The organism is Streptomyces sp. RK9 (assembly GCF_045070545.1).
Taxonomy (GTDB): domain Bacteria; phylum Actinomycetota; class Actinomycetes; order Streptomycetales; family Streptomycetaceae; genus Streptomyces; species Streptomyces alboflavus.
Genome location: NZ_CP173705.1, coordinates 216,039 through 237,662 on the forward strand (window position 1 = coordinate 216,039; position 21,624 = coordinate 237,662).

General features: G+C 73.6%; 15 protein-coding genes. 6 read left to right on the forward strand and 9 right to left on the reverse strand.

Going from position 1 to position 21,624, the window contains the following annotated elements:
• Positions 1–93: 93 nt before the first annotated feature.
• Positions 94–1,032 carry a GNAT family N-acetyltransferase gene (locus AB6L24_RS38510; protein ID WP_405663973.1) on the forward strand — a complete coding sequence of 313 codons (939 nt, stop codon included), beginning with the start codon at positions 94–96 and terminating at the stop codon, positions 1,030–1,032.
• A 253-nt stretch (positions 1,033–1,285) separates the two neighbouring features.
• Positions 1,286–2,116: a sugar phosphate isomerase/epimerase family protein gene (locus tag AB6L24_RS38515; RefSeq protein ID WP_405663975.1), complete on the forward strand. Its 831-nt coding sequence runs from the start codon at positions 1,286–1,288 to the stop codon at positions 2,114–2,116.
• Between the two features lie 98 nt (positions 2,117–2,214).
• Here the strand turns inward: AB6L24_RS38515 and AB6L24_RS38520 are convergent, their stop codons facing one another.
• Positions 2,215–3,045 (reverse strand): MerR family transcriptional regulator, encoded by an 831-nt coding sequence (locus AB6L24_RS38520; protein WP_405663977.1) that lies wholly within the window; start codon positions 3,043–3,045, stop codon positions 2,215–2,217.
• A complete protein-coding gene (locus tag AB6L24_RS38525) occupies positions 3,042–3,971 on the reverse strand; it encodes an EamA family transporter (protein ID WP_405663980.1) in 930 nt (309 codons plus the stop codon). The genes AB6L24_RS38520 and AB6L24_RS38525 overlap by 4 nt, the downstream gene beginning before the upstream one ends.
• A 131-nt stretch (positions 3,972–4,102) precedes the next feature.
• Between AB6L24_RS38525 and AB6L24_RS38530 the strand changes: the two genes are divergently transcribed.
• From AB6L24_RS38530 to AB6L24_RS38540, 3 genes are all read left to right on the forward strand, one after another.
• Entirely contained in the window at positions 4,103–5,029 is a 927-nt protein-coding gene (locus AB6L24_RS38530) for a LysR family transcriptional regulator (RefSeq protein ID WP_405663983.1), read from the forward strand.
• Between the two features lie 276 nt (positions 5,030–5,305).
• Positions 5,306–7,102: a glycoside hydrolase family 3 protein gene (locus AB6L24_RS38535; protein WP_405663987.1), complete on the forward strand. Its 1,797-nt coding sequence runs from the start codon at positions 5,306–5,308 to the stop codon at positions 7,100–7,102.
• 125 nt (positions 7,103–7,227) lie between these two features.
• The gene (locus tag AB6L24_RS38540; protein ID WP_405663990.1) at positions 7,228–7,857 is read left to right on the forward strand and encodes a hypothetical protein; all 630 of its coding nucleotides are present in this window, start codon (positions 7,228–7,230) and stop codon (positions 7,855–7,857) included.
• A 220-nt stretch (positions 7,858–8,077) separates the two neighbouring features.
• Here AB6L24_RS38540 and AB6L24_RS38545 read toward each other — a convergent pair whose 3' ends face one another.
• From AB6L24_RS38545 to AB6L24_RS38575, 7 genes are all read right to left on the reverse strand, one after another.
• Positions 8,078–9,514: a S28 family serine protease gene (locus AB6L24_RS38545; RefSeq protein WP_405663993.1), complete on the reverse strand. Its 1,437-nt coding sequence runs from the start codon at positions 9,512–9,514 to the stop codon at positions 8,078–8,080.
• A gap of 214 nt (positions 9,515–9,728) precedes the next feature.
• On the reverse strand, positions 9,729–10,121 hold the full coding sequence (locus AB6L24_RS38550; RefSeq protein ID WP_405663996.1) for a hypothetical protein: 393 nt from the start codon (positions 10,119–10,121) through the stop codon (positions 9,729–9,731).
• A gap of 121 nt (positions 10,122–10,242) precedes the next feature.
• On the reverse strand, positions 10,243–14,004 hold the full coding sequence (locus AB6L24_RS38555) for an ABC transporter ATP-binding protein (RefSeq protein ID WP_405664515.1): 3,762 nt from the start codon (positions 14,002–14,004) through the stop codon (positions 10,243–10,245).
• Positions 14,005–14,227: 223 nt separating this feature from the next.
• Positions 14,228–15,154 carry a serine hydrolase gene (locus AB6L24_RS38560; protein ID WP_405663999.1) on the reverse strand — a complete coding sequence of 309 codons (927 nt, stop codon included), beginning with the start codon at positions 15,152–15,154 and terminating at the stop codon, positions 14,228–14,230.
• Positions 15,155–15,254: 100 nt separating this feature from the next.
• Positions 15,255–16,940, reverse strand: coding sequence for a thiamine pyrophosphate-binding protein (locus tag AB6L24_RS38565; protein WP_405664001.1), 1,686 nt, complete (start codon positions 16,938–16,940; stop codon positions 15,255–15,257).
• Positions 16,937–17,959 (reverse strand): agmatinase, encoded by a 1,023-nt coding sequence (gene speB / locus AB6L24_RS38570; RefSeq protein ID WP_405664004.1) that lies wholly within the window; start codon positions 17,957–17,959, stop codon positions 16,937–16,939. Before speB ends, AB6L24_RS38565 begins: the two co-directional genes overlap by 4 nt.
• Positions 17,960–18,267: 308 nt before the next feature.
• Positions 18,268–19,737 carry a sodium:solute symporter gene (locus AB6L24_RS38575; protein WP_405664006.1) on the reverse strand — a complete coding sequence of 490 codons (1,470 nt, stop codon included), beginning with the start codon at positions 19,735–19,737 and terminating at the stop codon, positions 18,268–18,270.
• A 193-nt stretch (positions 19,738–19,930) separates the two neighbouring features.
• Between AB6L24_RS38575 and AB6L24_RS38580 the strand changes: the two genes are divergently transcribed.
• Positions 19,931–21,541: a PucR family transcriptional regulator ligand-binding domain-containing protein gene (locus tag AB6L24_RS38580; RefSeq protein WP_405664008.1), complete on the forward strand. Its 1,611-nt coding sequence runs from the start codon at positions 19,931–19,933 to the stop codon at positions 21,539–21,541.
• Positions 21,542–21,624: the final 83 nt, after the last annotated feature.

The window sequence follows — 21,624 nt, forward strand, 5'->3', positions numbered from 1 at the left end:
CATGGCTCCTGGCCGGTTCCCGTCGTATGCTCGGAGACGTATCTCTGACTGAGTCAAGCATCCAGGGTTCTCGGCCCGGCGAGGTGGCGGCGTATGAGCGTTCAAGAGATCCGGTCCTTCAACCGCTTCTACACCAATCTCATCGGCGCGCTCGACTACAGCCGCCACCTGTACGCGCCCTACACCCTCACCGAGTCCCGGGTGCTGTACGAACTGGCCCACTCACCCCGCACCGACGTCGCCGACCTGCGCGGTGAACTCTCCCTGGACGCCGGGTACTTGAGCCGCATCCTGGCCAAGTTCGAGGAGGACGGGCTCGTCGAGCGGGCGCCGTCGGAGCGGGATCCGCGGCGGCGGCGCGTCACGCTCACGCCGCGCGGGCGCACCGCCGCCGAGCTGCTCGACGAGCGGTCGCGGGAGGCCGTCGGCTCGCTGCTCGCGACGGTGCCCGCCGCCGAGCGCGAGCGGCTCACCGCCGCGATGGCGACCGTCCGCGCCATCCTGTCGGACAGCACCCGCCGCCCGGCCCGCGCCGACGACGTGCTCCTGCGCGAGCCCGGCGCGGGCGAACTCGGCTGGATCGTGCAGCGCAACGGCGCCCTCTACGCGGCCGAGTACGGATGGAACGCCGACTACGAAGGCCTGGTCGCCCGCATCGTCGCCGACTTCGCCGAGGACCACGACCCGTACCTGGAGCGGGTGTGGATCGCCGAGCTGGACGGGCGTCCCGTGGGGTGCGTGATGTGCGTACGCGACGAGGCGCCGGGCACGGCGCGGCTGCGGCTGCTCCTCGTCGAGCCGGAGGCGCGGGGGCTCGGCATCGGGGACCGGCTGGTCGGCGCGGTCGTGGAGTTCGCGCGGAGCGTGGGGTACCGGGAGCTGGTCCTTTGGACCAACGACGTCCTCAGTTCGGCCCGGCCCATCTACCAGCGGCACGGGTTCGTCCTCGTGGCGGAGAAGGCTCATCGGTCGTTCGGGGCGGATCTGGTGGGGCAGGACTGGCGGTTGCAGGTTCAGGGCGGGGACCTTTAGCGGTGTTGGGCGCCCCCGGCCGGGGTGGGTGCCCCCCCGGACGGGCGCGGGTCGCCGCTGTCGCGTCTGCTCGGTTGCGCCGTTCGCGCGAATGCGGGCTCGTTGTGGCTTGTCGCGCAGTTCCCCGCGCCCCTTACGGGGCACTCGGCACCCCGCGCCCCATGCCGCCTCCCCGCGCCCCTTACGGGGCGCTCGGCGCCTCGGCCCTCTCCAGGGGCGTTTCCGTAGTCCTCATCGGGAAAGAAGTCCGGCCATGAAACTCGCCTTCTCCACGCTCGGTGTACCCGGCATGCCCCTCCCGGACGTGCTGCGCCTCGCCGTCACCCACGGCTATCACGGCGTCGAGCTGCGCGCGCACCCCGAGGAGCCCGTCCACCCGGGGCTCGGCCTCACCGAACGGGCCGACGTGGCCGCCGCGTTCAAGGACGCGGGCGTCGACGTACTCGGCCTCGCGGGGTACGCCCGCGTCGCCGCGCCCGGCGACGACGAGCCCGTCCTGGACGAGATCCGGGCGCTGCTCGCCCTCGCCCGCGACCTCGGGGCGCCCTACATCCGTGTTTTCCCGGGCGGATCCCCGGGCGGATACCCCGACGGCGCCGAGCCGTCCCAGGAGCAGCTCGATGAGGCCGACGCCATCGCCGCGCGCCGCCTCGGCACCGCCGCCGAGCACGCCGCCGACGTCGGCGTCCGCATCCTCCTGGAAACCCACGACTCGCACCGCACCGGCGCCGCCGCGGCCCGCGTCCTCGGCCCCGTCGGCCACCGCAACGCCGGCGCCCTGTGGGACCTGATGCACACCTGGCTCGGCGGCGAACAGGTCGCCGACACCTACGCCACGCTGTCCCCGTTCCTCGGCTACATCCAGGTCAAGGACATCGCGAGCGTCGACGACACCACCCCGCTCCCCCTCGGTGCGGGCGTGCTCCCGCTCGCCGAGTGCGTGGAGCTCCTCACCCGCAAGGGCTGGGACGGCTGGCTGTGCTGGGAGTACGAGAAGCGGTGGTACGAGGAGGCGGCGCCGCTGCCCGAACTCCTTGGCCCTGGGCGGGAGTTGCTGGCGCGGCTGCTGACGGAGTCGGCCTGAGCGAGGCGCCCGGGCCTCGTCGGCCGCTCCGCGTCCCGGTCGGCTCAGAACTCTTCGACGTCCCCGCCGGCTCAGACCACTTCGACGTCCCGGTCGGCTCAGGTCTCCTCGGCCGCCGCCCCGCCCACATACCCGTCCAGCAGCCCCGCCCCCGCCAGCATCGCCCGTGACCTGCGCGTCAGTTCTGCCTGGCGGCGGGCGAGGGCCGCGCGCAGCGCCTCGCTGCTGCCCGTCTCGCGCAGGCCGTCCAGGACCGGGCGGATCGCGGGCAGGGCGTAACCGGCCTGGCGGAGCATGCTGATCATGCGGGCGTCACGGACGTCCGCGGCGTCGTAACGGCGATACCCCGTGCCCCGCTCCCGCGCGGGCGCGAGCAGGCCCGCCGACTCCCAGACGCGCAGCGCCGACGCCCGCACACCGACGCGGGCGGCCACCTCACCGACGGTCAGGTCCGCGCGGGACGGCGCGGCGGCCACGGCGGCCACGGACCCGGCCGACCCGGACCCGGACCCGGCAGCCGCCGACCCGGACCCGGACCGGGCGGTCCCCGGACCCGTCACCTCCGCCCCCTCCCGCGCCACCGCCTCCAACGCCTCCCCCGTCACCCGCAGCGCCTCCCTGCTCGCGTGCAGCTCCGCGTGGGCCGCGTCAAGGAGGGCCAGCGCCAGCGGTACGTCGTCGGCGTGCACCGCCCGCATCACGGCCCGGGCCGTGTCGGGGCCGAAGCCCTTGGCGAGGGCGCGGTAGGCGAGCAGGGCGCGGCCGTGGACGGGGGCGAAGCGGCGGTAGCCGGAGGGGGTGCGGGGGGTGGGGGGCAGGATGCCCGCGTCGGCGTAGTCGCGGACGAGCTGCGTGGAGACGCCCGCCATCCGGGCCAGGTCGACGGGGCGCAGGGCCTTGGGCAGGGGCCGCGCGGGGCGCGGTGTCATGCGCGGGACGAGGGTTCCGGGATCACTTCGTCAGCGTACGACGCCGGGGTGGGCGGTGTGGCGGGCGTGCGGCGCCGGGGCGGGAGCGAGGCGAGCGCCACCCCGCCCACCAGGAGCGCCGCCGCGCACCACTGGAGCGCGCCCACGGACTCGTCCAGGAACAGGGCGGCCGACGACATCCCGAAGACCGGCACGAGGAGCGAGAACGGGGCGACCGTCGACGCCGGGTGGCGGCGCAGCAGGTACCCCCAGACGCCGAAGCCGAACACGGTCGTGACCCACGCGACGTACACGATGATCCCCACGCCCTGCCAGTCGAGCGAGCGCAGCGCGTCGAGGTCGCGCGAGGGGCCCTCGAAGAGCAGTGAGAGGCCGAGCAGCGGCAGGATCGGCACCGTGCTCACCCACACCATGAAGTTCAGGGCGTCCGGCGGTGCGGCCTTGCGGGTGAGGACGTTCGACACGCCCCAGCAGGCCGCCGCGGCGACGGTCAGGCCGAAGGCGGTGAGCGGCCCGGACGCGCCCTCGTGGACGGCAGCGACCGCGATGCCCCCGAGGGCGACGGCCATGCCCACCACCCGGATGCGTGCCGGGCGTTCGCCGAGCACGGCGAAGGCGATGAGGGCGGTGAAGACGGCCTGGATCTGGAGCACGAGCGAGGACAGTCCGGCCGGCATCCCCGCGTCCATGCCGATGAAGAGCAGCCCGAACTTGGCCACGCCGAGCGCGAGGCCCACGCCCACCAGCCACTTCCAGGCGACCTTGGGGCGGCCGACGAAGAACACGGCGGGCAGCGCCGCGACGAGGAAGCGCAGGGCGGAGAAGAGGAGGGGCGGGAAGTGGTCGAGGCCTACCTCGATGACGACGAAGTTCACGCCCCAGACGGCGGTGATCAGGACGGCGAGAAGGATGTGGGTGGGGCGCATGCGTCGAGGATCACGCGACCCGAGTGTTCAGCACCAGCGCGAATTTCTTCATGATTGCCTGAAGCGTTGCTTAGGTATGGCGTAGCGGGCCACAGTGAGCGGAGAGCCGCAGAGAGAGACGAGGTGACCCCGTGCTGGATCTCGCCAGGCTGCGCGCCCTGCACGCCGTGTCCGTCCACGGCACCATCGGCGCCGCCGCCGAAGCGCTCGGCTACACGGCCTCCGCCGTGTCCCAGCAGATCGCCAAGCTGGAGCGGGAGACCCGCACGACGCTCCTGGAGCGGCGGGGCCGGGGCGTGGCCCTGACCGAGGAGGCGGTGCGGCTCGTCGACGCGGCCCAGGAGCTGCTCGCGATCGTGGAGCGGGCGGAGACGGACCTGGAGGAGCGCCGCGGCGTCCCGGCCGGGCGCCTGACGGTGGTGGCGTTCGCGTCGGCGGCGCGCGGCCTGCTGCCCGGGGTGCTCGCGGACCTCGCCCACCGCCACCCCGCGCTCGACGCGCGCCTGTCGGAGGTCGAGCCGCATCTGTCGGTGGACCTCGTCGCCAAGGGCGCGGCCGACCTGGCGGTCGCGCACGACTGGGACATCGCGCCGCTGCCCGCGCCGCCCGGCGTCGAACAGGCCGTGATCGGCGACGACTTGTGCGACCTCCTGGTCCCGTCGGGGCACGCGCTCGCCGGGCGGGCGGCGGTGCGGCGCGAGGAGCTGCGGGGCGAGCGGTGGATCTCGCAGCCGCCGGGGCGGGTGTGCCACGACTGGCTGCTGCGGACGATGCGGGCGGCGGGCTCGGAGCCGGACATCGTGCACCGCGCCGAGGAGAACCCCACCCTGATCGCGCTGGTCGCGGCCGGACTCGGCATCGCCGTGGTGCCGCGCCTCGGCCGCGGCCCGCTCCCCGCGGGCGTCACGGCGGTGCGCCTGGACCCGCTGCCGGTGCGCAGGCTGTACGCGCTGTGGCGGACGGGGGCGGCGCGGCGCCCGGCGATCGCGGAGGCGGTGCGGGTGCTGCGGGAGCGGTGGGTGCCCGCGGCCGGAGGACCGCCCGGCGGCACCGGCTGACCCCGTTCTCCCATCCGCACCAACTTCGGGCGTTCGGGGGCAGTTCGGGAACCCTGACGCGCGCCCCGTCGTCCAACTGACACGCTGTCGGAGAGTCTCCGCGAGGCGGTGTCGGCATCGCTGCTGGCTGCGAACGCTGACCACCCTCTCCGCCGCCCGTGGCCGGCAGCGCGCCGCCACCGGTGCGCCCCCTCCCTTGCACCGGTGGCGGCCCCTCCCCCGTCCCACGACGGCACCGCCCTTGACCCGCCGCACCCCACGGGATATCCGTGGCAGGTGCCTCACGACTCCCAGTTGACCCCCAGCGGCCAGGACACCCCCGACGACCACGACGCCCACGCGCGCGGCCTGCTCTCCCGCATGACGCTCGAAGAGAAGGTCGGCCAGCTCTTCGTCCTGCATGTGTACGGGCACCACGCGAGCGCCCCGGACCCGGCCGACATCGAGCTGAACGAGCGGGAGCTCGGCGTGCGCACCGCCGCCGAAGCCGTCGCCAAGTACCGCCCCGGCGGGCTCATCTACTTCGGCTGGGCCCACAACACCCGCGACCCGCACCAGCTCGCCACGCTCTCCAACGACGTGCAGCGGGTCGCCCACGACACCTCGCCGGGCGTGCCGCTGCTGCTCTCCGTGGACCAGGAGCACGGCGTCGTCGCCCGCATCGGCGCGCCCGCCACGCTGCTTCCGGGTGCGATGGCGCTCGGCGCGGGCGGCGCCGCCGACGACGTCCGGGAGGCGGCCCGGATCGCGGGCGCCGAGCTGCGCGCGCTCGGCATCCTCCAGAACTACGCGCCCTCCGCCGACGTCAATGTGAACCCGGCCAACCCGGTCATCGGCGTGCGGTCCTTCGGCGCGGGCCCGGACGCCGTGGCCGCGTCCGTGACCGCGCAGATCGAGGGCTACCGGGACGCGGGCGTCGCCCCGGCCGTGAAGCACTTCCCCGGCCACGGCGACACCGAGACCGACAGCCACTCCGCGCTGCCGCACATCCACCACACCCGCGAGCAGTGGGAGGAGCTGGACGCCCCGCCGTTCCGCGCCGCGCTCGCCACCGGCATCGACGTCGTGATGACCGCCCACATCGTGGTCCCCGCGCTCGACCCGGCCCTGGATCCGGCGACGCTCTCGTACCCCATCGTCACCGGCATCCTGCGCGAGCAGCTCGGCCACCGGGGCGTGATCGTGACCGACTCGCTCTCCATGCAGGGGGTGCGCACCAAGTACGGCGACGACCGCGTCGCCGTCCTCGCCATCAAGGCGGGCGTCGACCAGCTGCTGCACCCGCCGCAGCCCGAACTCGCCTGGAACGCCGTGCTCCAGGCCGCCCGCGACGGCGAACTGACCGAGGCCCGCATCGACGAGTCGGTCCTGCGCATCCTGCGCCTCAAGCAGAAGCTCGGCCTGTTCGAGCAGGCGTACACGACCCTGGACGCGGTGGACGCCACCGTCGGCAGCGCCGCCCATCTCGCCGCCGCCGACCGCATCGCCGAGCGCACGACGACCCTGCTGCGCAACGAGGACGGCCTGCTCCCGCTGTCCCCGGAGACCCACCGCCGCCTCCTCGTCCTCGGCGCCGACCCGGTCTCCCCCTCGGGCACCACCGGACCGCCCACCACGGTCCTCGCCACCGCCCTCACCGAACTCGGCTTCACGGCGACGGCGTTGAGCACCGGCACCGAGCCCTCCCCCGAGGCCGTCGACAAGGCGCTCGCCGAGGCGGCTTCCGGCCACGACGCCGTGATCGTCACGACGTACGACGTCACGGACGGCGACCGCCAGCACGCCCTGGTGACGGCCCTCACCTCCGCCCCCGAGGGCCCGCCCGTCATCACCGTCTCCGTCCGCACCCCGCACGACGTCACCCGACTGCCCGGCGTACGGGCCGCGCTCGCCGCCTACTCCTGGACGGACGTCGAACTGCGCGCCGCCGCCCGCGTCCTCGCGGGCCGCGTCCGCCCCGTCGGCCGCCTCCCCGTGCCGGTGCCGCGCCCGGACGACCCCGGGCAGGTGCTGTATCCCATCGGCCACGGCCTCTCGTACGAGCCCTACGCCACCCCGGGCCCGCAGGCGTAGCGGGCGTACGCAGCCCGCCCCCGCCGCCCGGGCCGACGTGCGCAAAGCCCCCCGCGCACCTGGCGTGCGCCCGCCGCGCGGGGTCACGCTGGGTGCACATGGTGTACGTGGCGGGGGGTCCGGCCATGCGGGTGTCAGGAGCGGCGGCGGTGTGCGGCGGCGCGCTGCTCGCCGCCGCGCTCGCCCTGGCCGGCTGTCAGAAGTCCCCCGGCGCCGACGGCTCCGGGCCCTCCGGCGACACCTCGCCCGCCGGGTCCGCCGCGTCCGGGCACGGGGCCGTCTTCCTCGGTGCCGACGAGTGCGGTTCCCGGGGGCGGGAGTCCGTCACCGAGGTGCCCTGCGGCAGTGAGCGGGCCGCGGCGCGCGTCATCGCCCGGTACGGGGGGCGCTTTGCCGACGGGCCCCTCTGTCCCGGGCGCACCGACTTCGTCCTCCACATCAGTGCGAACCGGCCCTCCGTCGACGAGGACGGGGACGGGGCGGTGCCCCAGGGGTACGCCTGCATGCGCAATCTGGAGCCGCCGCATCCCGGGGATCCCGGGGCCGGGGGTGGGCCTCGTACCGTCGTCGGGGACTGTGTGCACGAGGCCGGGCGGGGGCAGGTCCGTGAGACCGCCTGTGACGGGTCGGGGCGGCGGGCCCCCGAGTACCGCGTGGCCGCGGCCGTCCGCTCGCGCCCTCTCTGCCCTGCGGGCACGGAGTTGTACGTGGCCCTTGGCGGGGGGCGGCCTGTGGGGTGCGGGGTGGGGGTGTAGCCCTGCCGGGGGCCTCCCCAACCCCGCCCCTTCCCGAAACCGGGGGCTGCGCCCCCGGACCCCCCTATCGGCGCTCCGCGCCTCGTCCTCAAACGCCGGACGGGCTGAAATCCTGCCGCAGCGGCGAGATATATAGCCCCTCCGGCGTTTGAGGAGCGGGGGTCTGGGGGCGGAGCCCCCAGTTTCGGGAAAGGGGCGGGACTGGGGCGCCCCGCGAGGCCTACGGCCTCAGCGTGTTCTGCCGGTCCCGGTCTCGACGGTCGAGCTTCGCGTCGTAGGGAGCCAACGGCTTGGCCTCCGCGGCCTGCGCGGCGGGCACGCCGGCCCAGGCGAGGATCCGCTCGGTGGCCTTGGCCTTGTCCGCGGCGGCGAGCCCGGCCACGTTGGCGCCGTGGTTGGCGCCGGGCGCGGTCATGACGTAGGAGTCGTGCTTGGCCCCGCGCGCGGGCTTGAACGGCTCGGCGCCCCACGGGTCGTTCTCGCCGTACACGAACAGCATGCGGTGCGAGTGGTGGCGGACCCAGCGGTCGACGTCCTTCATGGCGTTCTTCTGGAACGTCATCGGGATCTCACGGGGCACGAAGTTCCGCGGCGGCTGGTACCCGTAGCGGCTGAGGCCCTTGAGCCACGGCTGCTTGATGTCGGGCGAACCGAGCTGCGTACCGGCCTGGTAGTAGTACGGCGTGTAGTACTCGAGGCCCTGGTCGGTGTAGGAGGCCCAGCCGCCGACCTCGTCGATCCAGCCGAACAGCGTGGCGTCGCTGGCGGTCTTGGCGACGGGCACGTCGGCGCAGGCGGTGGCGGACTGCTGGTACTGCCAGAAGCCCCAGTTGACGTCGAGCACGACGGCCTCGAAGGCCTTGTCGATGCCGCCGATGGTCTTGAAGGTGTGGTTGTTGGCGGCGGCGAAGTCGGCGTACAGCTTCTTCATGGGCGCGCGCCGCACAAGCGACTCGTGCTGCACGGCCTCGATCTTGGCGCGGCACTCCTTGGTGCCGACGGTGTCGAGGAAGCGGTCGTACGCGGAGTCCTCGCGGTTGTTGACGTCGTTGGGGGCGACGTAGGCGACGACGCCGTCCATGTCACGCGGGTAGAAGCGCTCGAAGTAGGTGGCGGTCATGCCGCCCTTGGAGGCGCCCGTGGACAGCCACTTCTTGCCGTAGATCGGCTTGAGGGCCTTGAAGATGCGGTGCTGGTCGGTGGCGGCCTGCCAGATGTTCAGCTTGGACCAGTCGGCGGGCGCGGGGCGGGACGGCGTGAAGAAGCGGTACTCCATGGAGACCTGGTTGCCGTCGATGACGCGGGTGGGTTCCGCGCGGCCCGGGTTGGTGTTGAGTCCGTAGCCCGAGGTCGAGAAGACGGTCGGGCGGGCGGTGTCCTTGTGCAGCACGGTGATGCGCTGCTGGAACGTGCCCTTGGAGGGGTGCCGGTGGTCGACCGGCTGGGTGTAGTTGAGGACGAAGAAGCGGTAGCCGTCGTACGGCTTCTCCTCGATCAGGCTCATGCCCTTGATGGCCAGGAGCCGGTCCTTGATGTCCTTCTGGGCGGCGGGCGCGCCCTGTTCGGCGTCGGTGGCCGCCGTGGCCGTGACGCCGGTGAAGCCCACGGTGCCTATGAGCACCACGAGCGAGAGCACCCATCTGAGGGTCTTGCGCATGCATCCTCCCCTGTCGGCGCAGCGATTGACCGGAACCTAACCGAGCAACTGCGCGCACACCAGGGCACATTGAGGACATTCGGGACTCAGGGAAATTCACTGAGAGGACAGGGGCGTCCGGTGAGCGGACATCTCGGGCGCGCCCGGAGGCGGCGGAAGGTCCGGTTCGGGCCGGGCCGTGCTCAGTCCGCGCTCAGTCCCGCCCAGTCCGCGTTCAGCAGAGGATCCAGCCCGAGCTGACCTTCGCGCGGCCCACGGAGCCCTTGACCCAGACGCAGCGGTGGCCCGCGTGCACCTTGACCGGGCCGGCGAGGCGGGTGAAGCGGCCGGCGTCGCGGACGGGGCGGCTGCCGCGGGCCTGCACGCTGATCGACATCTTCTGGCGGGCGCCGGGGCTCTTGGCGTACGTCACGGCGCAGACGTAGCCGCGCTTCTTGTAGAGCACGACCTTGCCGGTGCTGAAGGTGAGGGTGCGGGCCTTGTGTCCGGGGCAGGGGCCCGCGGCGGCGGCGGTGCCCGCGCCGGGTCCCACGAGTGCCACCAGGACGGCGGCCACGAGCGCGGCGGCGCCTGCGGCCAGGCTCCGCCGTATCCGACCACTCTTCACGTCTGCCCCTCCCGACACCCCCGCATCAGCGTACTGACGTACGGACGCCGAACCCGCACCGGATGGTTGCGGAATGCGACCTATCATTTTTGTCGCCCGCGAACCGCGGGGAACCGCCTGGTCAGGCGCCCACCGGCTCCCCGACGAACGTCCGCCACAGCTCCGCGTACCGCCCGTCCCGCGCGAGCAGCTCGTCGTGGGTGCCGTCCTCGGCGACCCGGCCGTGGTCCATCACGATCACGCGGTCCGCGCGGGCGGCCGTGGTCAGGCGGTGGGCCACGACCAGGGTGGTGCGCTTGCCCGCGATGCGGTCGGTGGCCTGGTTGACCTGGGCCTCGGTGGCGAGGTCGAGGGCGGCCGTGGCCTCGTCGAGGAGCAGGATGTCGGGGTCGACGAGCTCGGCGCGGGCCAGCGCGATCAGCTGGCGCTGGCCTGCCGACAGGTTGCGGCCGCGCTCGGAGACCTCGTGCAGATAGCCGCCGTCGAGCGTGGCGATCATGTCGTGCGCGCCGACGGCCCGCGCCGCCGCCTCGACCTGCGCGTCGGTGGCGTCGGGGCGGCCGTAGGCGATGGCGTCGCGGATCGTGCCCGCGAACAGATAGGCCTCCTGCGGGACGACGCCGAGCCGGTGGCGGTACGAGGTGAGGTCCAGGGAGCGCAGGTCGGTGCCGTCGACCGTGACCCGGCCCGACGTCGGGTCGTAGAACCGGGCGACCAGCTTGACCAGCGTGGACTTGCCCGCGCCGGTCTCGCCGACGAAGGCCACGGTCTGCCCGGCCGGGATGTGCAGGCGGACCCCGCTGAGCGCGGCCTCCGGCTCGTCGGCCGCGCCGTAGCCGAAGTCGACGTCCTCGAAGGCGATCTCGCCGCGCAGGGAGAGCACGTCGAGGGGTTCGTCGGCGGACTTGGTGGACGTGGGCTCCTGGAGCAGCTCCTGGATGCGGCCGAGGGAGACCGTCGCCTGCTGGTAGCCGTCGAAGACCTGGGACAGCTGCTGCACGGGCGCGAAGAACAGGTCGATGTAGAGGAGGTAGGCGACGAGCGCACCGGTGGTGAGCGTGCCCGCGTCGACCCGGTGCGCGCCCACGATCAGGACCGCCACGACGGCCACGGACGACAGGAACTGCACGAACGGGAAGTACACCGAGATTAGCCACTGGCCCCGGATGCGGGCCGCGCGGTAGTCGGCGCTGCGTGCGGCGAACGACTCGCTGCCGGTGCCCTCGCGCCGGAAGGCCTGCACGATCCGCAGCCCCGACACCATCTCCTGGAGGTCGGCGTTGACCACCGAGACCCGCTCGCGCGCCAGCTCGTACGCCTTGACGCTGGAGCGCCGGAAGAAGAACGTGCCGACGACCAGGAGCGGCAGCGTCGCGAAGACGACGAGGGCGAGCTGGACGTCGATGACGAGGAGCGCGACCAGGATGCCGAAGAAGGTGACGACGGAGACGAACGCGGTGACCAGGCCGGTCTGCAGGAACGTGGAGAGGGCGTCCACGTCCGTGGTCATCCGGGTCATGATGCGCCCGGTCAGCTCCCGCTCGTAGTAGTCGAGGCCGAGCCGCTGGAGCTGCGCGAAGATCTTCAGGCGCAGCGCGTACAGGACCCGCTCGCCGGTGCGGCCCGTCATCCGGATCTCGCCGGTCTGCGCCGCCCACTGCACGACGACGGCGACGAGCGCGAGCGCGGACGCGGTCCACACGGCGCCGAGGGCGAGCTGGGTGACGCCCTCGTCGATGCCGTGCCGGATCAGGACGGGCAGGAGCAGGCCCACCCCGGCGTCCACGGCGACGAGCAGCAGGCTCAGGGCGAGGGGCGCGCCGAAGCCGCGCAGGAGTCTGCGCAGTCCGTACGACTCCTCGGCGGCGACGGCCCGCGCCTCGTCGACGCCGGGGGTGTCGTCGGCGGGCGGCAGGGCGTCGACCTGGGCGAGGAGTTCGGGGGTCGCGGGCGTCCCGGCGAGCGCGCCCGCGTCGGTGTCGCGGGGCTCGCGGTCGCCGACCCACAGGCGCGGGGTGATGCCGCGCTCGGCGTCGAACTCGGCGTCCAGCTCCTCGCGCACGGAGGTGTCCTCGACGGCCTCGGCGGGCGCGGCCGGGGCGATGTGTCCGGGCGAGACGCCGCCCAGCTCGTCGGGGTCGGTGAGCAGGCGCCGGTACAGCGGCGAGCGGCGCTCGAGCTCGGCGTGGGTGCCGATGTCGGCGAGGCGGCCGCCGTCGAGGACGGCGATGCGGTCGGCGAGGTTCAGGGTGGAGCGGCGGTGCGCGATGAGGAGGGTGGTGCGGCCCTCCATGACCTGTTTCAGGGCCTCGTGGATCTCGTGCTCGACGCGGGCGTCCACCGCCGATGTGGCGTCGTCGAGGACGAGCAGGCGGGGGTCGGTGAGGATGGCGCGGGCCAGGGCGACGCGCTGGCGCTGGCCGCCGGAGAGGGTCAGGCCGTGCTCGCCGACCTTGGTGGCGTAGCCCTCGGGCAGCTCGGCGATGAAGCGGTCGGCCTGGGCGGCGCGGGCGGCGGCCTCGACCTCCTCGTCGGTGGCGCCGGGGTGACCGTAGGCGATGTTGGCGCGGACGGTGTCGGAGAAGAGGAAGGAGTCCTCGGGGACCAGGCCGATGGCGGCGCGCAGCGAGTCGTGCGTCAGCTCGCGCACGTCGTGGCCGCCGATGAGGACGGCGCCGCGCGAGACGTCGTAGAAGCGGGGAAGCAGCAGGGACACCGTCGACTTGCCGCTGCCGGACGAGCCGACGACGGCGAGGGTCTCGCCGGGGCGGATCTCGAAGCTGAGGCCGTCGAGGACCGGGCGGTCGTCCTCGTACGCGAACGACACGTCGTCGAACTCGACGGTCGCCGGGGCGTCCGCGGGCAGGTCCAACGCGCCGTCCTTCATGGTCGGCTCGGTGTCGATCAGCTCGAGGACGCGTTCGACGCCCGCGCGGGCCTGCTGGGCGACGGTCAGGACCATGGCGAGCATGCGCACGGGGCCGACGAGCTGGGCGAGGTAGGTGGAGAACGCCACGAACGTGCCGAGCGTGATCTCGCCCTTGACGGCGAGCCAGCCGCCGAGCGCCAGCATCGCGACCTGGCCGAGCATGGGCACGGACTGCAGGGCCGGGGTGTAGCGGGAGTTCAGGCGGATGGTGCGCAGGCGGCCCGCGAACAGGCGGCGGCCGACCTCCCTGAGCTTCCCCGTCTCCTGCTCCTCCTGCCCGAAGCCCTTCACGACGCGTACGCCGCCGACGGCTCCGTCGACGACGCCCGCGACGGCCGCTGCCTGCGCCTGCGCGTACCAGGTGGCGGGGTGCAGCTTGGTGCGGCTGCGGCGGGCGATCCAGAGCAGGGCGGGGGCGACGGCGAGGGCGACCAGGGTCAGCGGCAGGGAAAGCCACGCCATGATCACCAGCGACATCACGAACAGCAGGACGTTGCCGATGGTCATCGGCAGCATGAAGAGCAGGCCCTGGATGAGCTGGAGGTCGCTGGTCGCGCGGCCGACGACCTGCCCCGTGGACAGCTCGTCCTGGCGGCGGCCGTCCAGGCGCGTGACCGTGTCGTACATCTCGGTGCGCAGGTCGTGCTGTACGTCGAGGGCGAGGCGGCCGCCGTAGTAGCGGCGGATGTACGTGAAGACGTACACGAGGAGCGCGGCGCCTATGAGGGCGGCGGCCCACGGGCCCATGGACCGGCTGTGGTCGCCGATCACGTCGTCGATGACGATCTTCGTGAACAGGGGGACCAGGGCCATGACGGCCATGCCGCCCAGCGAGGAGCCGAGCGCGAGCACGACGTCCAGGGGGTGCCGCCAGGCATACCCCCACAGCCGCTTGGCCCACCCTTGCGCGGGGCCCTCCGGCTGCGCTGGCCGCTCCGGCTGCCCCGGTGTCACCGGCTGCTCCGCCACTGTCCGCCTCCCGTCGACCTGACCTGCCGAGAGGCCCAACGCGGGCGTCCACCGATTTCATCCCGCCGCAACAAAACAGCTGGGGGCTGCGCCCCCGTTCCCCCTGCCCTTTCGGCGCTCCGCGCCTCGTCCTCAAGCTCCCCCAAGCTCTTAAGGGGCAGGGGGGACCCCCACGACGGGCTGAAATCGCCCGTCCGGCGTTTCAGGGCTACTGCGGGGCCGGGACCATCGCTTCCTTCGGGGTGTCCGTCGGCGCGAAGCGCGCGGGGGCCTGGCTGATCGGGGTCAGGTCCTTGTGGATGGCCTTGGAGACCCGCTGGATGGTGTCCACGCCGTAGTTCATGTTGCTGTTGCCGTGCGTGAGGACGGAGATCGTGTAGTCGTGGCCGCGGCCCTTGAACGCGCCGATGGAGTGGACGCGCCAGCCGTGCGTGGCCCGCGGCAGCCACCCGTTCTTGACGGCGATGGAGGTGCCGGACGGCGCCCCCGCCGGGGTGCCCCAGCGCTGGTCGCGTACGACCTTGCCCATCAGCTTCGTGATGTACGCGCGGGCGTTGTCGCTGAGCACGGCGTTCTTGCCGGTGATCAGGGAGAGCAGCTTCTGCTCGTCGGTGACGTTGATGCGGGTGAGACCCCAGTACCCACCCGAACCCGGCACCGTCTTCGTCATCTTGGCCGCGGCCAGGAACTTCTTGACCTTGGTGACACCGAGCTGGCGCCACAGCGCGCTGGTGGCGTCGTTGTCGGATCTGGTGATCATGGCGGTGGCGAGGTTCGACTCGCGCGTCGTCAGGTACCGGTTCGTCTTCTTGGCGTCCCACAGCAGGGTCGCGAGGACGGTGACCTTGACGACGCTGGCCGAGTCGAACGCGGTGGAGCCGCGCAGGGTGCAGGTGGTCTTCGTGGCCTTGTCGTGGAAGCCCACGGCAATGGTGCCCTTGCGGTTCTTCAGGGCGGCCGTGATGTCCTTCGTCAGCTTCTTGGCCAGCTCGGGCTGGGCCGACGAGGTGCACTTGACCTGGGCGGTCGCGGCGGCGGCCGGGGTGGCGGCGGCCACCCCGGCGACGGGCACGAGGACGGCGGCGGCCGCCCCCGCGCTCAGGACGCGGGCACGCCGGGACATGCGGTGAGTCATGGAGGTTCCCCCCGTAGTTCGGACACGCGTACGCCACTGGCGCACGCGTTCCACTTGACTCACCGGACCCGGTGAAAGGTTGCACGAGAAACGAAAAATCTCAGCCCAGGTGCGTCGGCGCGAACATCCGCAGCACCGCGGGCAGCACCACGACCGAGGGCCCCGGCTCGGCCAGCGCCTTCGCCAGGTCGTCCCGCAGCCGCTCCGGCGAGGTCCGCACGCCCGGCACCCCGAAGGACTCGGCGAGCGCCACGAAGTCGGGCCGGGCCAGCTCCGTGCCGGTGGCCTCGCCGAAGGCGTCGGCCATGTACTCGCGCAGGATGCCGTAGCCCCCGTCGTCGACGATCAGCCAGGTCACGTCGAGGCCGTGCTGCCTGGCCGAGGCCAGCTCCGCGATCGAGTACATCGCGCCGCCGTCGCCGGAGACCGCGAGGACGGGCCGCGTCGGGTCGGCCGCGGCGGCGCCGAGGGCGGCGGGGAAGCCGTAGCCGAGGCCGCCCGCGCCCTGCGCGGAGTGCATGGTGCCCGGCCGCCGCGCGTCGAAGGCGGACCAGGCCCAGTAGGCCAGGATCGTCATGTCCCAGAAGGACGGCGACTCGTCCGGCAGCGCGGCCCGCACGGCGGCGAGGACGTCCTGTTCCAGGGTCAGCTCCTGGCCGTCGATCCGCTCGCGCACGGCGGCGAGGACGCGCCGCACCCGCTCGGGCGCGGCCGGGTCGGGCCGCTCCCCGACGGTCTCCAGGAGCGCCGAGAGGGCGATCCTGGCGTCCGCGTGGATGCCGAGCGCCGCGTGGTTGGACTCCAGCTTGCCGAGGTCGGCCTCGATCTGGACGACCCGGCCGCGCGGCTTGAACGTGTGGTAGTTGGACGACAGTTCACCGAGCCCGGAGCCGACGACGAGCAGGACGTCGGCGTCCTCAAGGAAGTCGGTGGTGTGCCGGTCCTCCAGCCACGACTGGAGCGAGAGGGGGTGCTCCCAGGGGAAGGCGCCCTTGCCGCCGAAGGTCGTGACGACGGGCGCGTTCAGCCGCTCGGCGAGCGCGCGCAGCTTGCCGGAGGCGTCGGCGCGCACGACACCGCCGCCCGCGATGATCGCGGGCCGCTCGGCGCGGGTGAGCAGGTCGGCGGCCACGGCGGTGAGCTCGGGCCGGGGCACGACCTCGTGCGGGGTGGCGTCGACGGCCGTGACGACCGGCAGCGTGGTCTCGGCGAGGAGCACGTCCTGGGGGATCTCCACCCACACCGGGCCGTGCGGCGCGGTGAGCGCGGACTGCCAGGCGGCCGCGACGGCGGAGGGGATCTGCGAGGCGGTCCGCACGGTGTGCACGGACTTCACCACGTCCCGGAACGAGGCCTGCTGGTCCCGCAGTTCGTGCAGATAGCCGTGGCGCCCGCCGCCGAGCCCGGCGACCGGGATCTGGCTGCCGATGGCGAGCACCGGCGACGACCCGGCGGCGGCCTCCTGGAGCGCGGCGAGCGAGGTGAGCGCGCCGGGCCCCGTCGACAGGAGCAGCGGCGCGACCTCGCCGGTGATCCGGCCGTACGCGTCTGCGGCGAAGCCGGTGTTGTTCTCCACCCGCAGCCCCACGTACCGCAGGGACGAGCGGCGCAGCGCGTCGAACATGCCGAGCGCGTGCTGTCCCGGCAGGCCGAAGACGGTGGTGGCGCCGAGGCCCTGGAGGGTCTCGACGACCAGGTCGCCGCCGTTGCGGCCGGGGGGCGGGTTCAGCGCGGCTCGGGTCTGCGCCTCGGTGGGGCGCAGGACCAGGTCGTGGTCGTGGGTCACCGGGCGGCCTCCGCGGTGCCCTGGGCGGCGATCTCCTGGATCATGGCGGCGTCGCGGGCGCCCGCGATCTGCCGGGACATGATCGTCGTCAGCTCGTACGCGGTGTGGGAGGCGGCCACGGCCGTGATCTCGGCGTGGTCGTAGGCGGGGGCGACCTCCACGACGTCGGCGGAGACGAGGTTGCAGGAGGCGAGGCCGCGCAGGATCTCCAGGAGCTCCCGCGACGTCATGCCACCGGCCTCCGGCGTGCCCGTGCCCGGGGCGTGCGCCGGGTCGAGGCAGTCGATGTCGATGGAGATGTACAGCGGGCGGTCGCCGATGCGCTGGCGCAGCTGGTCGGCCACCTCGTCGGCGCCGCGGCGGTAGATGTCCGACGACGTGACGATGCCGAAGCCCATCTTCTCGTCGTCGGTGAGGTCCTTGCGGCCGTACAGCGGGCCGCGGGTGCCGACGTGGCTGAGCGCCGAGGTGTCGAGGATGCCCTCCTCCACCGCCCGGCGGAACGGGGTGCCGTGCGTGTACTCCGCGCCGAAGTACGTGTCCCACGTGTCCAGGTGCGCGTCGAAGTGGAGCAGCGCGACCGGGCCGTGCTTCTTCGCCATCGACCGCAGCAGGGGCAGCGCGATCGTGTGGTCGCCGCCGAGCGTCATCATGCGCGCGCCGGTCGCGAGCAGGTCGTCGGCCGCCGCCTCGATCGTCTCCACGGCCTCGTTGATGTTGAACGGGTTCGCCGCGATGTCGCCGGCGTCGGCGACCTGGGCCAGGGCGAAGGGGGACGCGTCCTGGGCCGGGTTGTACGGCCGCAGGAGGCGGGACGCCTCCCGGATCGCGTTTCCGCCGAAGCGGGCGCCCGGGCGGTACGACACGCCCGTGTCGAAGGGGACGCCGACGACGGCGATGTCCGTCGTGCCGACCTCGTCGAGGCGGGGCAGCCTGGCGAACGTCGCGGGGCCCGCGTAGCGCGGGACGCGCGAGGAGTCGACAGGTCCACGGGGTTCGTTCGTCACGCTGCTGCTCATGGTCGGGTTCCTCCTGGTATGGCTGGTTGTACGTGGTCAAGTGTCGCGCGGTCGCGGGCCTCGCGGGTGCGCCCCAGTCCCGCCCCTTTCCCGAAACTGGGGGCTCCGCCCCCAGACCCCCGCTCCTCAAACGCCGGAGGGGCTATATATCTCGCCGGTGCGGCAAGGTTCTAGCCCGTCCGGCGATTGAGGACGAGGCGCGAAGCGCCGATCGGCGGGAGCTGTCCCACCCGCGCAGAGCATCGGCCCTGCGGGGGTCCAGGGGGCGGCAGCCCCCGGTTTCTGGGAAGGGGTGGTTCGGGGACTTCTCATGCGGTCACCGAAGCCTCCGGCGCAGTCGGCTCGGGGCTGCGCCCAGCGACCCTCTCCCGCCAGGCGGCCAACGTCGCCGGATCGGTCGGCGGCGTGGCAAGGGACACGCCCACGTACACGACGAGCGAGGTCAGCAGCCCGTAGTAGATGGGCTCGTTGGCGAGGATCCCGTACCACCACATGAGCCCGACCACGGACACCCCACCGGCGACCACAGCGGCCAGCGCCCCCGCCCCGGTCCCCCGCCGCCACAGCAACCCGCCCAGGATGGGCACGAGCAGCCCGGCCACCAGCAGGTTGTAGGCGACGGTCAGCGCCTGGACGACGTCGTTGAGGGCGATGGCGACGCAGATGACGGCGACGCCCATGACGAGGATGAAGAGCCGGTTGCCCTTCACCTCGTCGTGCGGCTCGCCCCCGCCCGAGTCCGCGCGGACAACGCCCCGCACCCGCGCCCAGATGTCGTTGTTGGCGACGGTCGCGCAGGCGATGAGCGCCCCGGACGAGGTGGACATGACGGCGGCGAGGGCGGCGGCGAGCACCAACCCCCGCACGCCCATGGGCAGTTCGTCCTTGACGATGGTGGCGAAGGCGGCGTCCGCGCTGGGCAGCTTGGGGTACATGACCTTCGCGGCGGTCCCGATGACGGCCCCGGCGAGGGCGTAGACGAGGCAGTACGTCCCGGCGACGGTCCCCCCGTACCGCGCGACCTTGTCGCTGCGCGCGGTGAAGACGCGCTGCCAGATGTCCTGCCCGATGAGCATGCCGAAGGTGTAGATCAGGACGTACGTGAAGATCGTCTCGGCGCCGATGCCGAGCGGCGCGAAGTACTCGTCGGGCAGCTTGTCGCGCATCTCCCCGAAGCCGCCGGCCTTGACGACGGCGATGGGCAGCAGGAGCAGCAGCACGCCCACCGTCTTGACGACGAACTGCACCATGTCGGTCAGCGTGATGGACCACATGCCGCCGAGGGTGGAGTAGGCGACGACGATGGAGCCGCCGATGACGATGGCGAGCGTGCGGTTCATGTCGAAGAGGACGTCGAAGATGGTGGCGTACGCGATGGTCGAGGTGACCGCGAGCATCAGCGTGTAGGCCCACATGACGACGCCGGAGAGGACGCCGGCGCGGCCGCCGTAGCGCAGGTCGAGCATCTCGGAGACGGTGTAGACGCGCAGCCGGGCGATGCGGGCCGAGAAGAAGATCGAAAGGGCGAGCAGGCCGAGGCCGATGGTGAACACCATCCACGCGCCGGACAGGCCGTGGGTGTAGCCGAGGCCGACGCCGCCGATGGTGGAGGCGCCGCCGAGGACGATCGCGGCCATCGTGCCGGAGTACATCCACGGCCCGAGGCGCCGCCCCGCGACGAGGAACTCAGCTTTGGACTTGGCGCGGCGCATGCCCCACCAGCCCATCGCCAGCATCCCGGCGAGGTAGACGACGATCACTGTGTAGTCGACGGCCATGTGGGGGCCTCCTTGCGCGCTCGGGTCGGTGGCGTGTCGTGCGGGTGGAGTGCTGCGGTTTCGCTGCGGTGACCGGCCGCGGGGACATCCGCCCGTACCCGAGGCCCCGGTCGGCACGACCCTAGGTGGCCGGAAAGCGACGCTGAAGTGTACGTTTCCTACACTCTCCGAGCCGCTTGTGGAGGAACCATCCATGGCCGACGCCCCGGACACCCTCCCGGCCGCACCACCCACCCCGCCCGTCCCCCTCACCGCCCTGCTCGCCCACGAGGAGCTGGGCCTGCACCAGATCGCGGGCCCGGACGCGGCGCGCACCGGCGCCGTCGTGCACTGGGTGCACACCTCGGAGATGGCCGACCCGTACCCGTACCTGCTGGGCGGCGAGCTGCTGCTCACGGCCGGTGTGCACGTCCCCGCGGCGGACGCGGACAGCGCGGCCGACCGTCTCGACGCGTACGCGGCGCGCATCGTCGCGGCGGGCGGCGCCGCGCTCGGCTTCGGGGTGGCCCCGGTGCACGACACCGTGCCGGAGGCCCTGGTCGACGCCTGCGAACGCCACGGCCTGCCGCTCCTCGAAGTGCCCCCGCGCACGACCTTCAGCGGCGTCGCCCGCGCGGTCTGGCAGCTCATGGCCGAGGCCCGGCACGCCGAACTCCGCCGCGTCACCCAGGCCCAGCAGGGCCTCGCGGCGGCCGCGTCCCGCCCGGACCCGGTCCCGGCCCTGCTCCGCCAACTGGCGGCCCGCCTCGGCGGGTACGCGGCGCTGTACGGGGCCGACGGCACGCCCACACAGAGCGCGGGCACACCGCCGGAGCAGGGGGCGGGGGCGGCGCTGGGGCGGCTTGCGGGGGTGGTGAACCCGGGCGGGAGCACGGCTTCGGACGAGGGCCGGGGCACGGGTGCGGGCGGGAGCACGGCGCGGGGGCAGGCGGAACGGGCCCCGCGTCCGGCGCCCGCCTCCGCCACCGACACCGTCGCCGGGACCCACCTCGCCGCGTACGCGCTCGCCGGGGCGCACGGCCTCGCCCTCGGGGTGGCCACGCGGCAACGGGAGCCGGGCGACCACACGCTGGCCGGGGTCGCCGCCGTGCTCCTGTCCCTGCTGACCGCACCGCACCAGGGCGCGGCCGAGTCGGCCCGGTCGGCGGCGCTGGTCCGGCTGCTTCTCGGCGCGGCCCCCGAGGACGTGGCGCCGCTGCTCGGCCCCGGACGGTGGACCGTCGTCCACGCCCGCGTACGCGGCGGCGACCACGAGCGGACACCGGCGACCCCGGCGTCCCTGGCGGCGGCCCTCGGCAGCGTGCTGGCGGACGACGGGAGGGGGGTGGACGGGGGCAGGGCGGCCGACCCCCGCCCCGTACGCCTGCTCCTGCCCCCCGACCGGGACCCCGCCCCGCAGACCGGCTGGACGCTCGGGGTCTCCGCGCCCGCCGGGGCCGAGGCCCTGCCCGCCGCCGACGCGCAGGCCGCGCGGGCCCTGCGCCGGGCGGAGGCGACCCGGGTGCCGTTGGTGCGGCACCGCGAGACCGGCCTGGCCGGGCTCGTCGCGCCCGCCGAGGCCGACGCGCACGCGCGCACCCTGCTCGCCCCGCTCGGCGACGGCGGCCCCCTGGCCGAGACCCTGCGCACCTGGCTGTCCCTGCACGGCAGCTGGGACCGCACCGCCGCGGCCCTGTCCGTGCACCGCAACACCGTCCGCCAGCGCATCACCCGCTGCGCGACGCTGCTCGACGTGGACCTGGACGACCCGGACGTCCGCATGGAGCTGTGGTTCGCGCTGGGGCGTACGGGTGGAGCGGGCTGAACGGGCTGAACGGGGGGCCGACCGCACGGCCCGGGGCGGCACCCCGCGGAACAGTCCCCTCCGCCTCACCCCGCCCTCAGAAC